13 protein-coding genes are annotated in these 14,674 nt (G+C 73.7%); all 13 read left to right on the top strand.

All coding sequences use genetic code 11. From position 1 onward, the window contains the following. Window positions 1-178 precede the first annotated feature (178 nt). A complete protein-coding gene (locus IE98_RS0123790; protein ID WP_052390885.1) occupies window positions 179-1,966 on the top strand; it encodes a DUF5941 domain-containing protein in 1,788 nt (595 codons plus the stop codon). After that, window positions 1,963-2,718, top strand: a complete 756-nt coding sequence (locus IE98_RS0123785; RefSeq protein ID WP_030272109.1) for a sugar phosphate nucleotidyltransferase — start codon at window positions 1,963-1,965, stop codon at window positions 2,716-2,718. The genes IE98_RS0123790 and IE98_RS0123785 overlap by 4 nt, the downstream gene beginning before the upstream one ends. Beyond that, entirely contained in the window at window positions 2,706-3,767 is a 1,062-nt protein-coding gene (locus tag IE98_RS0123780; protein WP_030272107.1) for an iron-containing alcohol dehydrogenase family protein, read from the top strand. Before IE98_RS0123785 ends, IE98_RS0123780 begins: the two co-directional genes overlap by 13 nt. A 79-nt stretch (window positions 3,768-3,846) precedes the next feature. Further along, the gene (locus tag IE98_RS0123775; RefSeq protein ID WP_199922954.1) at window positions 3,847-4,584 is read left to right on the top strand and encodes a CDP-alcohol phosphatidyltransferase family protein; all 738 of its coding nucleotides are present in this window, start codon (window positions 3,847-3,849) and stop codon (window positions 4,582-4,584) included. Next, window positions 4,581-5,465 carry a glycosyltransferase family 2 protein gene (locus IE98_RS0123770; RefSeq protein WP_043174941.1) on the top strand — a complete coding sequence of 295 codons (885 nt, stop codon included), beginning with the start codon at window positions 4,581-4,583 and terminating at the stop codon, window positions 5,463-5,465. Before IE98_RS0123775 ends, IE98_RS0123770 begins: the two co-directional genes overlap by 4 nt. Before the next feature lie 58 nt (window positions 5,466-5,523). Then, a complete protein-coding gene (locus tag IE98_RS0123765) occupies window positions 5,524-6,444 on the top strand; it encodes an ABC transporter permease (RefSeq protein WP_030272102.1) in 921 nt (306 codons plus the stop codon). Further along, entirely contained in the window at window positions 6,437-7,252 is an 816-nt protein-coding gene (locus IE98_RS0123760) for an ABC transporter ATP-binding protein (RefSeq protein WP_078661237.1), read from the top strand. The genes IE98_RS0123765 and IE98_RS0123760 overlap by 8 nt, the downstream gene beginning before the upstream one ends. A 158-nt stretch (window positions 7,253-7,410) precedes the next feature. Beyond that, window positions 7,411-8,292 carry a squalene synthase HpnC gene (gene hpnC, locus IE98_RS0123755; RefSeq protein ID WP_043174938.1) on the top strand — a complete coding sequence of 294 codons (882 nt, stop codon included), beginning with the start codon at window positions 7,411-7,413 and terminating at the stop codon, window positions 8,290-8,292. Between the two features lie 41 nt (window positions 8,293-8,333). Continuing rightward, the gene (gene hpnD, locus IE98_RS0123750) at window positions 8,334-9,191 is read left to right on the top strand and encodes a presqualene diphosphate synthase HpnD (RefSeq protein WP_043174968.1); all 858 of its coding nucleotides are present in this window, start codon (window positions 8,334-8,336) and stop codon (window positions 9,189-9,191) included. A gap of 103 nt (window positions 9,192-9,294) precedes the next feature. Next, window positions 9,295-10,695, top strand: a complete 1,401-nt coding sequence (gene hpnE / locus IE98_RS0123745) for a hydroxysqualene dehydroxylase HpnE (RefSeq protein WP_030272093.1) — start codon at window positions 9,295-9,297, stop codon at window positions 10,693-10,695. A 161-nt stretch (window positions 10,696-10,856) separates the two neighbouring features. Then, window positions 10,857-11,858: a polyprenyl synthetase family protein gene (locus IE98_RS0123740; RefSeq protein ID WP_234443652.1), complete on the top strand. Its 1,002-nt coding sequence runs from the start codon at window positions 10,857-10,859 to the stop codon at window positions 11,856-11,858. A gap of 177 nt (window positions 11,859-12,035) precedes the next feature. Further along, complete coding sequence (gene shc / locus IE98_RS0123735; RefSeq protein WP_052390883.1) at window positions 12,036-13,970, top strand: squalene--hopene cyclase; 1,935 nt, start codon at window positions 12,036-12,038, stop codon at window positions 13,968-13,970. 37 nt (window positions 13,971-14,007) lie between these two features. Beyond that, window positions 14,008-14,673 (top strand): hypothetical protein, encoded by a 666-nt coding sequence (locus IE98_RS0123730; protein WP_052390870.1) that lies wholly within the window; start codon window positions 14,008-14,010, stop codon window positions 14,671-14,673. Window position 14,674 lies beyond the last annotated feature (1 nt).

Below are 14,674 nucleotides of genomic sequence, written 5' to 3'. Positions count from 1 at the left end.
CGGTGGGTACGGGACGGCCGCCACCGCCACCGTGACCACGGTGCCCATCCCGGCCCAGGCCGACCGCAGCCCCGACCTCGCCGCGGCCGGCACCCCCGCGCCCCCGGCCGGCGGCCGCGGCGCGGTCACCGCCCCCGGTCCGCTCGCCGCCGACCTCGCGGCGATCGGCTTCGGCCGGATCCTGCACGCCCGGGACGCCGCCGAACTCGCCGGCCTGCTCGCGGCCGCCGACCCGGCCGAGCGGATCGCCGTCATAGACGCCGGCTTCGTCGGCCACCGGCACGCCCTGCGCCTGGCCCTCACCGACCCGCGCTTCGCGGCCGGTGCCGTGCCCGGCGCCGTCGCGGTCCACGGCCCCGCCGCCCGCGAGGCGCTGGTCGCCGCCGCCCACGGCCTCACCGGCCACGAGCCGAACCTCCCGGACGCCCTCGCCGGCGCCGTCCAGCGCGGCGGCGTCCCCGTCCAGCGCCCCGAGCTGGGCACCCTGGTCGCGACCGTCCCCGCCACCGCCGACGAGCTGGCCGCCGCCCGCGCCGCCGTCGCCGAGGTCGACGAGGAGGCGGTGCGGCTGCGCCGCGCCGTGAAGGCCCGCGACGGCTTCTTCACCACCTACTGCGTCAGCCCGTACTCGCGCTACATCGCCCGCTGGTGCGCGCGTCGCGGCTTCACCCCGAACCAGGTCACCACGGCCTCCCTGGTCACCGCGCTCGCCGCGGCCGCCAGTGCGGCCACCGCGACCCGGCCCGGCTTCGTCGCCGCCGGCCTGCTGCTGATCCTCTCCTTCGTGCTGGACTGCACCGACGGCCAGCTCGCCCGGTACTCGCTGCAGTACTCCACGGTTGGCGCGTGGCTGGACGCCACCTTCGACCGGGCCAAGGAGTACTCCTTCTACGCGGGCCTCGCGATCGCGGCCACCCGCACCGGCGACCACGTGTGGGCGCTCGCGCTCGCCGCGATGGTGCTGATGACCTTCCGGCACAGCGTCGACTTCGCCTTCATGGCCGCCGACCAGGAGACCGCCCGCAACCCCGCCACCGCCGGCAGCAAGGTCCAGGCTGCGAACGCCAGCCCCACCGCCCAGCTCTCCAACCGGCTCGACCGGGTCGGCTGGACGGTCTGGGCCCGCCGCATCATCGTGCTGCCGATCGGCGAGCGCTGGGCGCTGATAGCCCTGCTCACCGCGCTCACCACCCCCCGCACCACGCTCACCGTGCTGCTGATCGGCTGCGCCCTGGCCTGCTGCTACACCACCGCCGGCCGGGTGCTGCGCTCGGTCAACCGGCGCCGCCCGCGTACCGACCAGGCCGCCCGCGAGGTCGCCGTCCTGGCCGACGGCGGCCCGCTCGCCGAGCTGCTCGCGCCGGTGCTGCGCCCCGTCGCCCGCCGGCTGCCCGGTCTCGCCGTCCCGGTGGTCGCCGCGCTCGCCTCGGCCGGCCTGCCCGTCGCCGTCCACGCGCTCGGCGGCACCTGGGCCGCGGTCGGCGCCGCCGCCGGCTACGTCCTGCTCAGCTCGCTCGTCCTGGCCCGGAAGCTCACCGGCCCGCTGGACTGGCTGGCCCCCGCGTTCTTCCGCGCCGGCGAGTACCTGACCGTCCTCGCGCTCGCGCTGCGCCTGGACACCGCCTCTCTCCCGGCCGCGTTCGGGCTGGTCGCGGCCGTCGCCTACCATCACTACGACACGGTGTACCGCCTCCGCGGCGGCACCGGCGCGCCGGCCCGCTGGCTGGTTCGCGCGACCGGTGGCCAGGAGGGACGGGCCCTGCTCGTCACCCTCTTCGCCGCCCTCGTGTACGGCGGGGCCCCCATCGGGTCCGTCGGCCACGAGGGGCCCGGAGCTGCCGCCCTGCAGGGCGGCCTGGTGGCCCTGGCCGCCGTCCTGGCCCTGGTCGTCGTCGCCGAGTCCATCCACTTCTGGGTGTTCGGCGACGCCACGGCAGAACACGACGAATCAGGAGACACCGCATGATCGGCCTCGTCCTGGCCGCCGGCGCAGGCCGCCGGCTCCGTCCCTACACCGACACCCTGCCGAAGGCGCTGGTGCCGGTCGACGGGGACCGGACCGTCCTGGACCTCACCCTCGGCAACTTCGCCGAGGTGGGGCTGCGCGAGGCCGCCGTCGTGGTCGGGTACCGCAAGGAGGCCGTGTACGACCGCAAGGACGCGCTGGAGCAGAAGTACGGCGTCAAGCTCACCCTGGTCGAGAACGACAAGGCCGAGGAGTGGAACAACGCCTACTCCCTGTGGTGCGCCCGCGAGCTGTTCGGCGAGGGCCTGCTGCTCGCCAACGGCGACACCGTGCACCCGGCGTCCGTCCAGCGCACCATGCTCGACGGCAACGACCGGATGGCCAAGGAGGGCAACGCCCCCGGCATCCTGCTCGCCCTGGACACCGTGAAGAAGCTCGCCGACGAGGAGATGAAGGTCGTCGTCGACCCCGCCCTCGGCATGCGCCGCATCACCAAGCTGATGGACCCGGCCGAGGCGACCGGCGAGTACATCGGCGTCACGATCATCAACCCGTCCGCCAAGGACGCGCTCGCCGACGCCCTGCAGGCCACCTTCGAGCGCGACCCGCAGCTCTACTACGAGGACGGCTACCAGGAGATGGTGAACCGCGGCCTGCGCGTCGACGTGCAGCCGATCGGCGAGGTGTCCTGGGTCGAGGTCGACAACCACGACGACCTGGCCCGCGCGCGGGAGATCGCGTGCCAGTACTGACCCGGCTGCTGCCCTCGCCGGTCTTCGTGGAGATCCGCGCGGGCGCCCTCGACGCGCTCGGCGGGATCCTCGCGGACCAGCGGCTGTCCGCCTCCGGGCGGATAGCGGTGGCGATCAGCAACGGCTCCGGCGCGGTGCTCCGGGAGCGGCTCGAACCGCTGCTCCCGGGCGCCGCCTGGTTCGAGGTCGCCGACGGCACCCTCGACGCGGCCGTCCGGCTCGCCGACGAGATGCGCGGCGGCCACTTCGACGCGCTGGTCGGCCTCGGCGGCGGCAAGATCATCGATGCGGCGAAGTACGCCGCGGCCCGGGTCGGCCTGCCGATCGTCGCGGTGGCCACCAACCTCGCGCACGACGGCATCTGCTCACCGGTCTCGATCCTCGACAACGACGCCGGGCGCGGCTCCTACGGCGTGCCCAGCCCGATCGGCATCGTCGTCGACCTCGACGTGATCCGCAGGGCGCCGCAGCGCTTCGTCGCGGCCGGCATCGGCGACGTCATCTCCAACATCTCGGCCTGCGCCGACTGGGAGCTGTCGAACCGGATCACCGGCGAGCCGCTGGACGGCCTGGCCGTCGCGATGGCCCGCTCGGCCGGCGAGAACCTGCTGCGCCACCCCGGCGTCCTCGATGACGAGGACCTCCTGATGGCGCTGTCGGAAGCCCTGGTACTGTCCGGCATCGCGATGAACATCGCGGGCAGCACCCGGCCCTCGTCGGGCGCCTGTCACGAGATCTCGCACGCCCTGGACGTGCTGTACCCCAAGCGGTCCGCCCAGCACGGCGAGCAGGTCGGCCTCGGTGCCGCCTTCGCCAGCCACCTGCGGGGCGAGCACGAGCTGACCGGTCTGATCGTGGAGCGCCTGGCGAGCCACGGACTGCCGGTGACCGCCGACCGGATCGGCTTCACCGAGGCGGAGTTCACCGAGGCGGTGCACTACGCCCCGAACACCCGCCCGGGCCGCTTCACCATCCTGGAACACCTCGACCTCTCCCCATCCGACATCAGGGACGCGTACGCCGACTATGTCAAAGCAGTCCACCGCTGACACCCCCTCGGTCGCCCCGGTCGACCTGACCCGCCGCCCCTCCATCGAGGAGCTGCGGGCCGTCATCCACCCCGAGGGGATGCTCCAGCGCCGCAGCGCCGAGCACTGGGCCGGCCGGCTCTACATGCGGAAGATCTCGCTGCGGATCACCCGCGTCCTCAGCACCGTCACGGTGATCACGCCCAACGGGCTGACCTACCTGATGATGTTCACCGGCATCCTGGCCGGCGTCGCACTGGTGATCCCGGGCATCACGGGCGCCGTCCTGGGCGCCCTGCTGATCCAGGTCTACCTGCTGCTCGACTGCGTGGACGGCGAGGTCGCCCGCTGGCGCCGGCAGACCTCGCTCACCGGCGTCTACCTGGACCGCGTCGGCCACTACATGTCCGAGGCCGCGCTGCTCACCGGCCTCGGCCTGCGCGCCGCCGACCTCTTCCACCAGGACGGCACCGCCACCGCCTGGCAGTGGGCCTTCCTCGGCACGCTGGCCGCGCTCGGCGCGATCCTGATCAAGTCGGAGACCGACCTGGTCGACGTGGCCCGCGCCCGCAGCGGCATGACCGCCGTCGAGGACAGCGCCTCCGTGCCGCGTTCGTCCGGCGTCGCCAAGGCCCGCCGGGCCGCCTCGCTGCTGAAGTTCCACCGCCTCATCGGCGCCGTCGAGGCCTCGCTGTTCATCCTCGCCGCGGGCATCGCGGACCAGGTGCACGGCGGCATCCTCTTCACCCGCATCGCGGTGGTCGTGCTCGCCGCGATCGCCGTGCTGCAGACCGTGCTGCACCTGCTGAGCATCGTCCTGTCGAGCAGGCTGCGATGAGCGACGCCCTGCGGCTCGGCGCCGTCATCATCACCCAGGGCAACCGCCCCGCGGAGCTCAACGCCCTGATCGAGTCCGTCCGCGCCCAGGACGGCCCCCCGGTCGAGCTGGCCGTGGTCGCCAACGGCGCCCCGCTGCCGCAACTGCCCGCGGACGTCCGCACCGCCGAGTCGCCGGAGAACCTCGGCATCCCCGGCGGCCGCAACGTCGGCATCGAGCTCTTCGGCCCGGACGGCCGGGACGTCGACGTGGTGCTCTTCCTCGACGACGACGGCCTGCTGCCCAACCGCGACTCCGCGGAGCTGCTGCGCCGGGCCTTCGCCGAGGACCCGCGGCTCGGCATCGTCTCCTTCCGGATCGCCGACCCGGACACCGGCGCCACCCAGCGCCGGCACGTGCCGCGGCTGCGCGCCAGCGACCCGCTGCGCTCCTCCCGGGTGACGACCTTCCTGGGCGGCGCCAGCGCCGTCCGCACGGCCGTCTTCCCGCAGGCCGGCCAGCTCCCCGGCGAGTTCTTCTACGCGCACGAGGAGACCGACCTGGCCTGGCGCGCGCAGGACGCCGGCTGGGCCATCGACTACCGCGCCGACGTGGTGCTGCACCACCCGACCACCTCGCCGGCCCGGCACGCCTCGTACTTCCACAACGTGGCCCGCAACCGCGTGTGGCTGGCCCGGCGGAACCTTCCGGCCCCGCTGGTGCCTCTCTACCTGGGGACCTGGCTCCTGCTCACCCTGGCCCGCCGCCCGTCCGGTGACGCGCTCAAGGCCTGGCTGGGCGGATTCCGGGCCGGCTGGGCGGAACCCTGCGGTCCGCGACGGCCGATGCGATGGCGTACTGTATGGCGACTGACCCGCCTGGGCCGACCGCCGATCATCTGATCGCTGCCACCGGCAAGCCCCCTGCCGGTCGAATCAAACTCCGTGATCAAGGACGAATGTGTCGACATTGAGTGACCCGCTCAGCCTCTCGGCCCCGAGGGGCGCCGACGCGGGCCTGACCCCCCAGCAGCTCGTGGCCAAGTACGGCCTCACGGTGAGCGGTGCGCGGCCGCCGCTGCGCAAGTACGTGCGGCAGCTGTGGTCCCGGCGCCACTTCATCATGTCCTTCGCGACCGCCCGGCTGGTCGCGCAGTACAGCACGGCGAAGCTCGGCCAGGTCTGGCAGGTCGTGACCCCGCTGCTGAACTGCGTGGTCTACTTCCTGGTCTTCGGCCTGATCCTCTCGGGCAGCAAGTCGATGGACTACTACATCCCGTGGTTGTGCATCGGCGTCTTCACCTTCCAGTTCATCCAGACCGCGGTCCAGAGCGGGACCCGCGCGATCTCGGACAGCCTCGGCCTGATCCGGGCACTGCACTTCCCCCGGGCGTGCCTGCCGATCGCCTTCACCATCATCCAGCTGCAGCAGCTGCTGATCTCGATGGTGGTGCTGGTCGCGATCGTGCTGATCAGCGGCATCTCGCCCGGTCTGACCTGGCTGCTGGTGATCCCCGCCGTCGCGCTGCTGTGCGTCTTCAACACCGGCCTCGCGCTGGCGATGGCCCGGGTCGGCGCCAAGACCACCGACATGGCGCAGCTGATGCCGTTCATCCTGCGCACCTGGATGTACCTCTCGGGCGTGTTCTACAGCATCGAGGCCAACATCAAGAGCTGGCCGCACTGGATCCAGGTCATGGCGGACGTCAACCCGGCGGCCGTGTACATGGACCTGATCCGCTACGCGTTCGACCCGAGCGCCATCAACCGGGCGGGTCTGCCGCCGCACGTCTGGGCCGTCTCGGTCGGGTGGGCGGTCGTCGCGGGCCTGTTCGGGTTCGTGTTCTTCTGGAAGGCTGAGGAGCAGTACGGCCGTGGCTGACTCGACGACCACCAAGCTCAAGGAGGCGGCCCCCGTGGACGCCGACCAGTCCCGTGTGCCCACCGTCGTCGTGGACGACGTGCACATCGTCTACAAGGTGCACGGCGCCGGCTCCGGCCGCGGCAGCGCCACCTCGGCGCTGAGCCGGATCATCTCGCGCAAGCGCTCGCCCGCCATCCGCGAGGTGCACGCCGTCCGCGGCGTCAGCTTCGTGGCGTACAAGGGCGAGGCCATCGGCCTGATCGGCTCCAACGGCTCCGGCAAGTCGACCATGCTGGCCGCCATCGCGGGCCTGCTGCCGACCGAGGCGGGCGGCATCTACACCAACGGGCAGCCCTCGCTGCTCGGTGTGAACGCCGCGCTGATGAACGACCTGACCGGCGACCGCAACGTGGTGCTGGGCTGCCTGGCGATGGGCATGTCCCCCGCCGAGGTGCGCTCCCGCTACCAGGACATCGTCGACTTCTCGGGCATCAACGAGAAGGGCGACTTCATCACCCTGCCGATGCGCACGTACTCCTCCGGCATGGCGGCCCGTCTGCGGTTCTCCATCGCCGCGGCGAAGACGCACGACGTGCTGCTGATCGACGAGGCGCTGGCCACCGGTGACCAGAAGTTCCAGAAGCGCTCCGAGGCCCGCATCCGCGAGCTGCGCAAGGAGGCCGGCACGGTCTTCCTGGTCAGCCACAACAACAACGCGATCCGCGACACCTGCGAGCGCACCATCTGGATCGAGAAGGGCGAGCTCGTCATGGACGGGCCGACCGACGTCGTGGTGAAGGCGTACGAGAAGCACAACCAGGCCTGAGCCGACGCGAGGAAGCGCCGAGGGACCCGGCACCTGCCGCGGGACCCTCGGCGCTTCGCGTGTCCGGGTGCGAGCCGGGGCGCGTACCGGTGTAGAACGGGGGAGTGACGGCAGTGGTGGCTTCGGCCAAATCAGACAATCAGACAGACGGCGCCACGTTGGAGAAGGCGGACCTGGAGAACTTCCCGGTCGCGCCGTCCTTCCTGCCCGCCGCCTGGCGCACCGACCTGATGGCGGTGTACGGCTTCGCCCGCCTGGTCGACGACGCCGGGGACGGTGACCTCGCCGACCCCGAGCGGGTCGCCGAACTGCTGGACGTCCCGGTCGTCGCCGACCGCACCGCCTTCCGGCTCGGCCTGCTGGACGGCCTGGAGCGGGACCTCGACCGGGCCTTCGAGGCCGCCCTCGGCCGCGGTGCCGAGCCGCCCCGCCACCCGCTGATGAAGGCGCTCGTCCCGCTCGCCGACCGCCACCCGGTCACCCCGGAGCCGTTCCGCCGTCTGATCGAGGCCAACCGGGTCGACCAGACCACCACCCGCTACGCCACCTACCGCGACCTGATCGGCTACTGCACCCTCTCCGCCGACCCCGTCGGCCGGCTGGTGCTCGCCATCGCCGGCGTCGCCACCCCCGAGCGGATCGCGCTCTCCGACGCGATCTGCAGCGGCCTGCAGATCGTCGAGCACATCCAGGACGTCGCCGAGGACCTCGACCGCGGCCGGATCTACCTGCCCGCCGACTCCCTCGAACGGTTCGGCGTCACCGAGGCCGACCTCGCCGAGCCGACCGCCGGCCCGCGGGTGCGCGAGCTGATCGCCTTCGAGGCCGAGCGGGTCCGGACCCTGCTCGACCGCGGCGCACCGCTGGTGGGTACGGTTCACGGGAGGCTACGGCTGCTGCTCGCGGGATTCACCGCGGGCGGGTACGCGGCCCTGGAGGCCGTCGAGGCCGCCGGGTACGACGTGCTCGCCCAGCAGCCCAAGCCGGACAAGCGCCGCCTGGCACTGCGGGCGGCGGCACTCTTCGCGAAGGGAAGGTGAACGCCCGAGTGGCGGCATCCCCACTGGCCTCGGCGCCGGTCATGGCGGCCTACCGGTACTGCGAGGCGGTCACCGCGCTGCAGGCCCGCAACTTCAGCTACGGCATCCGGCTGCTGCCGGAGCCGAAGCGCCTCGCCATGTCCGCGCTCTACGCCCTGGCCCGCCGGGTGGACGACATCGGCGACGGCGACCTCCCCGACGACCGCAAGGCCGAGCAGCTGCTGCGCACCCGCGAGCTGCTGGACGAGGTCCGGGCCGGCGCGGTCGGCGAGGACGACACCGACCCGGTGAAGGTCGCCCTCGCGGACGCCGCCCGGCGCTTCCCGATCCCGCTCGGCGGCTTCGACGAGCTGATCGACGGCGTCGAGATGGACCTCAAGGGCGTCGAGTACGCGACGTACGAGGACCTCAAGGTCTACTGCCGGTGCGTCGCCGGCGCCATCGGCCGGCTGTCGCTCGGCGTTTACGGCTGCGAGGACCCGGAGCTCGGCGCGCACTACGCCGACACCCTCGGCCTCGCCCTGCAGCTCACCAACATCCTGCGCGACCTGCGCGAGGACGCCGCCAACGGCCGCACCTACCTGCCCACCGAGGACCTCGTCCGGTTCGGCTGCCAGGAGGGCTTCGCGCTGCCCGAGCCGCCGGTCGGCGCGGACTTCACCGGGCTGATCGCCTTCGAGGCGCAGCGGGCCCAGCAGGCCTTCGAGGAGGGACTGCGACTGCTGCCGATGCTGGACCGCCGCAGCCGCGCCTGCACCGCCGCGATGGCCGGCATCTACCACCGCCTGCTCGGCCGGATCGCGGCCGAACCCGAGTCCGTCCTGCGCGGCCGGGTCTCCCTGCCGGGCTGGGAGAAGGCGTACGTGGCGCTGTCCGGGCTCGCCGGAGGGCGTTCTTGATTCTTCCGCCAGTTATGTCACTCTGTGTCAACAGGGAATCACGGGCATATGCAGTGATGTTGTCCACGAAACGACGGCGAGACCAGGGCAGGGGGTGGCACCGATGACCGCACGGACGACGGCCGAGCGGCCCACCGCCGTCGTGGTCGGCGGCGGGCTCGCCGGCATCACCGCGGCCCTGCGCCTCGCCGAGGCCGACCACCGGGTCACCCTGCTGGAGACCAGGCCCCGGCTCGGCGGCCTCGCCTTCTCCTTCCGCCGCGGCGACCTGGTCGTCGACAACGGCCAGCACGTCTTCCTGCGCTGCTGCACCGCCTACCGCGGCCTGCTGGACCGACTGGGCGCGGGCCGTCTGACGGATCTCCAGCCGCGCCTGGACGTCCCGGTGCTCTCCGTGACCCCCGACGGCCGGCGCACCTTCGGCCGGCTGCGCCGCGCGGGCCTGCCCGTACCGCTGCACCTGGCCGCCAGCCTCGCCGGGTACCCGCACCTCGTGCCGGCCGACCGGCTGCGCGTGGTGCGGGCCGCCCTCGCCCTGCAGGCGCTCGACCTCGCCGACCCGGCGCTGGACGCGATCTCCTTCGGCGCCTGGCTTCGGCAGCACGGCCAGTCCCCGGCCACCGTCGCGGCCCTGTGGGACCTGGTCGGCGTCGCCACGCTGAACGCCACCGCCGAGCAGACCTCGCTGGCGCTGGCCGCCATGGTCTTCAAGACCGGCCTGCTCTCCGACCCGGGCGCCTCCGACATCGGCATGGCCAACGTGCCGCTCGGCCGGATCCACCACGACGCCGCCCTGGCCGAGCTGGAACGCCTCGGCGTACAGGTGCGGCTGCGCACCCGCGCGGCCGAGATCAAGCCCGCCGACCGGCACGGCGTCCGGCTGGAGGACGGCGAGCTGCTCGCCGCCGACACCGTGGTGCTCGCCGGCGCCCAGGAGTCCGCGGCGGCGCTGCTGCCGCCGGGCGCGATCCGCGACCAGGAGCGGATCGCCGGGCTCGGCCACGCGCCGATCCTCAACGTGCACGTGGTGTACGACCGCCCCCTGCTGCGCCGGCCGTTCTTCGCCGCGCTGGGCTCGCCCGTGCAGTGGGTGTTCGACCGGACGGCCCATTCGGGCCTCGCCGTTCCCGGTGCCCAGTACCTGGCGCTCTCGCAGTCCGCCGTGCAGGCCGAGATCGACCTGCCGGTGGCCGAGCTGCGCGAGCGCTACCTGCCCGAGCTGGCCCGGCTGGTGCCCGGTGCCCGCGAGGCACGGGTGCTGGACTTCTTCGTCACCCGCGAGCGGACGGCCACCTTCGACCCGGCCCCCGGCACCGCCCCGCTGCGGCCCGCCGCGGCCACCGACGTCCCCGGCCTCCTGCTGGCCGGTTCGTGGACGGCCACCGGCTGGCCCGCGACCATGGAGAGTGCGGTGCGCAGCGGCCATGCCGCGGCGGACGCCGCACTCGCCCGCACCGGCCGGCGGCTGCCCGCCGACCGCGGCGACGGGCGGTGGCCGCGATGACGCCCGCCCGCCCGACGACCACTGACACCGCACCACGCCTGGCGCCCACGGCGGCCGGGCATCCGCACGGAGAGGGAACGTACGTGGAGGCTCGCACCCAGGGCGCCGGCTCGGTGAAGGACACCCCGTCGGTGCTGGACCTGCTGGCACGCGGCCGGACCATGTGCACCCCGGCGCTGCGGTCCGCCGTCGCCCGTTTGGCCGCACCGATGGACACCGTCGGCGCCTACCACTTCGGCTGGATCGACCGGGACGGCCGTCCGGCCGCGGGCGACGGCGGCAAGGCCGTGCGGCCCGCACTGGCCCTGCTGTCGGCCGAGGCGGCCGGTGCGCCGGCCGAGGCCGGCGTGCCCGGGGGCGTCTCCGTCGAGCTGGTACACAACTTTTCGCTGCTCCATGATGATCTGATGGACGGTGACGAGACCCGGCGGCACCGGGCCACCGCGTGGACGGTCTTCGGACCGGCCCAGGCGATCCTGGTCGGCGACGCGCTCGCCACGCTGGGCACCGAGGTGCTGCTCGACGCGGCGGTCACGGGCAGTGCGACCGCCGCGGACGCCGCACGCGCCGTCCGGCTGATCACCACCGCCACCCGCAAGCTCATCGACGGCCAGGCCATGGACGTCGCCTTCGAGCAGCGCGACGTGGTGACGGTGGAGGAGTGCCTGGAGATGGAGGGCGGCAAGACCGGCGCCCTGCTCGCCGCCTCCGCCGCGATCGGTGCCGTGCTCGCGGGCGCCGACGACCGGGTCTCCGACGCGCTGCAGCGCTACGGGCACCACCTCGGCCTGGCCTTCCAGGCGGTCGACGACCTGCTCGGCATCTGGGGCGCGACCGAGGTCACCGGCAAGCCGCACTGGGGCGACCTGCGCCAGCGCAAGAAGTCGCTCCCGGTGTGCGCCGCGCTCGCCGAGGGCGGCGCCGCCTCCCGCAAGCTCGCCGACCAGCTGGCCGACCCGCAGGGCCGCGGCGAGGAGAGCGAGCAGGTGCTCGCCGCCCGTGCCGCACTGATCGAGGAGGCCGGCGGCCGGGCCTGGACGCAGGACGAGGCCCGCCGCCAGCACCAGACCGCCCTCGCCGCACTGGACGAGGTGCCGATGACCGACGAGGTGCGCGAGCACTTCGTCGCACTCGCCGAATTCGTGGTGGTACGAGAGAGGTGACGTGAATTGACAGCAACCGCGGGCGGCCGGCTCGACCCCGAGTATCCCGAGCCGGTCGCGGTGGGCGACCGCCCTCCCGACCGGGTGGCCGACCGTCAGGTGCCGGTGCCGGTGCCGGTGCCGGTGCCGGACGGTCTCGTCCCGCCTCCCGAGGAGGCGCGGGCCACGGACGGCCGGATTCCGGTAGGACGATCGGACGATGTACCCGCCGAGGCCGCGCTGGCCCGGGCGACCGCCCACCTGCTGTCACTGCAGGACCCCGACGGCTGGTGGAAGGGCGACCTGGAAACCAACGTCACCATGGACGCCGAGGACCTTTTACTGCGCGAGTTCCTGGGCATCCGCACCGCGGACCAGACCCGGGCCACGGCAGCCTGGATCCGCTCGCAGCAGCGCGCGGACGGCACCTGGGCGACCTTCCACGGCGGCCCTCCCGAACTGTCCACCACCGTCGAGGCGTACGTCGCCCTGAGACTCGCCGGGGACGACCCCGGCGCCGAGCACATGCAGGCCGCCTCCCGCTACGTCCGGGAGCACGGCGGAATCGCGGCCACCCGGGTCTTCACCCGCATCTGGCTCGCCCTGTTCGGCTGGTGGCCCTGGCAGCGCCTCCCCGAACTCCCCCCGGAGATCCTCTTCCTGCCCAGCTGGGCCCCGCTCAACATCTACGCCTTCGGCCAGTGGGCCCGGCAGACCATCGTCCCGCTGGCCGTGGTCTCGGCCCACCGCCCGGTACGCCCGGGCCCGTTCGACCTCACCGAACTGCACACCGACCCGGCCGACCCGTACCCGGCCCCGCCGCTGGCGCCCGCCGCCAGCTGGGAGGGTCTCTTCCAACGCCTCGACCGGCTGATGCACCACTACCACCGCTACGCGGTGCGGCCGCTGCGCCGCAGTGCGCTCGCCCGGGCCGGCCGCTGGATCGTCGACCGCCAGGAGGCCGACGGCTGCTGGGGCGGCATCCAACCGCCCGCCGTCTACTCCCTGATCGCCCTGCACCTGCTCGGCTACCGGCTCGACCACCCGGTGATGAAGGCCGGCCTGGCCGCCTTCGACGGCTTCACCGTGCACACCGAGGACGGCAGACGCTGGCTGGAGGCCTGCCAGTCCCCGGTCTGGGACACCTGCCTGGCCACCATCGCGCTGCGCGACGCCGGGCTGCCCGCCGACGACCCGGCCGTCGTCCGGGCCGCCGACTGGATGCTCGGCGAGGAGATCACCACCCGCGGCGACTGGTCGGTCAAGCGGCCGCGGCTGGCGCCCGGCGGCTGGGCCTTCGAATTCCACAACGACACCTACCCCGACATCGACGACACCGCCGAGGTCGTGCTGGCGCTGCGCCGGGTCGCCCATCCGGAGCCCTCGCGGCTGAACGGCGCCGTGGAACGCGCCGTCCGCTGGTGCCTCGGCATGCAGTCCCGCGACGGCGCCTGGGGCGCCTTCGACGTCGACAACACCAGCCCGCTCCCCAACAAGCTGCCGTTCTGCGACTTCGGCGAGGTCATCGACCCGCCCTCGGCCGACGTCACCGCCCACGTGGTGGAGATGCTGGCCGAGGTCGGCGGCGCCGCCGACCCGCGCGCCCTGCGCGGCATCGCCTGGCTGCTCGACCACCAGGAGGAGGACGGCGCCTGGTTCGGCCGCTGGGGCACCAACTACATCTACGGCACCGGCTCGGTACTGCCCGCCCTGGTCGCCGCCGGGATCCGGGGCGACCACCCGTCCGTCCGCCGCGCCGTCCACTGGCTGGAGAGCCGGCAGAACCCGGACGGCGGCTGGGGCGAGGACATGCGCTCCTACGACGACCCGGCCACCTGGGCCGGCCGCGGCGACTCCACCGCCTCGCAGACCGCCTGGGCGCTGATGGCGCTGCTCGCGGCCGGCGAGGCACCCGACGGCCCGGGCAGCGGCAGCGAGGCCGTGGAACGCGGCGTCGCCTGGCTGGCCCGCACCCAGCGCGCCGACGGCACCTGGGACGAACCGCAGTTCACCGGGACGGGGTTCCCGTGGGACTTCTCCATCAACTACCACCTGTACCGCCTGGTGTTCCCGGTGACGGCGCTCGGCAGGTACGTGACCGGGCGGCCGCTCGGGGCAGGAGGTGACCGGTGAGAAAACGTCACTTCACCGAGACGGCCGGAGGTGTGCGATGACGGGTGAGCCCCTGCTGGTGGTGTGCGCCCTCGGGCCGGAGGCCTGGGCCCTGCGCGGCGGCGACTGGGCCGGTGCGATCGGCGGTTCGCCCGTCCTGGTCCGCACCGGGATCGGCCGCGACCGGGCCGGTCAGGTCGCCCGGACCCTGCTCTCCACCGGTGACTACGGCGCCCTGGTGGTCGCCGGGTTCGGCGCCTCCGTCGCCCCCGGCACCGCCCCCGGCGAGGTCATCGTCGCGGACGCCGTCCGCGACTCGGAGGGCGGGCGGTTCGCGCTCGACAGCGCGCCGACCCTCGCCAAGGCCCTGCAGGCCTGCGGCCTGACCACGCACACCGGACTCCACCACACCGCCGACCACGTCGTGCGCGGCTCCCAGCGCCGGGCGCTGCACGCCCGCGGCGCCCTCGCCGTCGACATGGAGGCCGCCGCCGTCCTCGCCGCCCGCGCCGAGACCCGGCCCGGGCTGCCCGCCGCGGTGCTCCGGGTGGTCGTCGACACCCCCGAACGCGAGCTGATCCGGCCCGGCACCCTGCCGGCCGGTGTGCACGCCTGGCGCGCCCTGCGCGCCGCCGTGCCCGCCCTCACCGAGTGGCACCGCCTGGTCGCCACCGCAGCACCCCGTCCACCACAGCCCTCGACACTCCCGCAGGAGGCGAGTTAGC

The sequence above is a fragment of the Streptomyces sp. NRRL B-24484 genome (assembly GCF_000717715.1).
Lineage (GTDB): Bacteria > Actinomycetota > Actinomycetes > Streptomycetales > Streptomycetaceae > Kitasatospora.
This window is presented reverse-complemented; position numbering and strand designations above follow the sequence as displayed.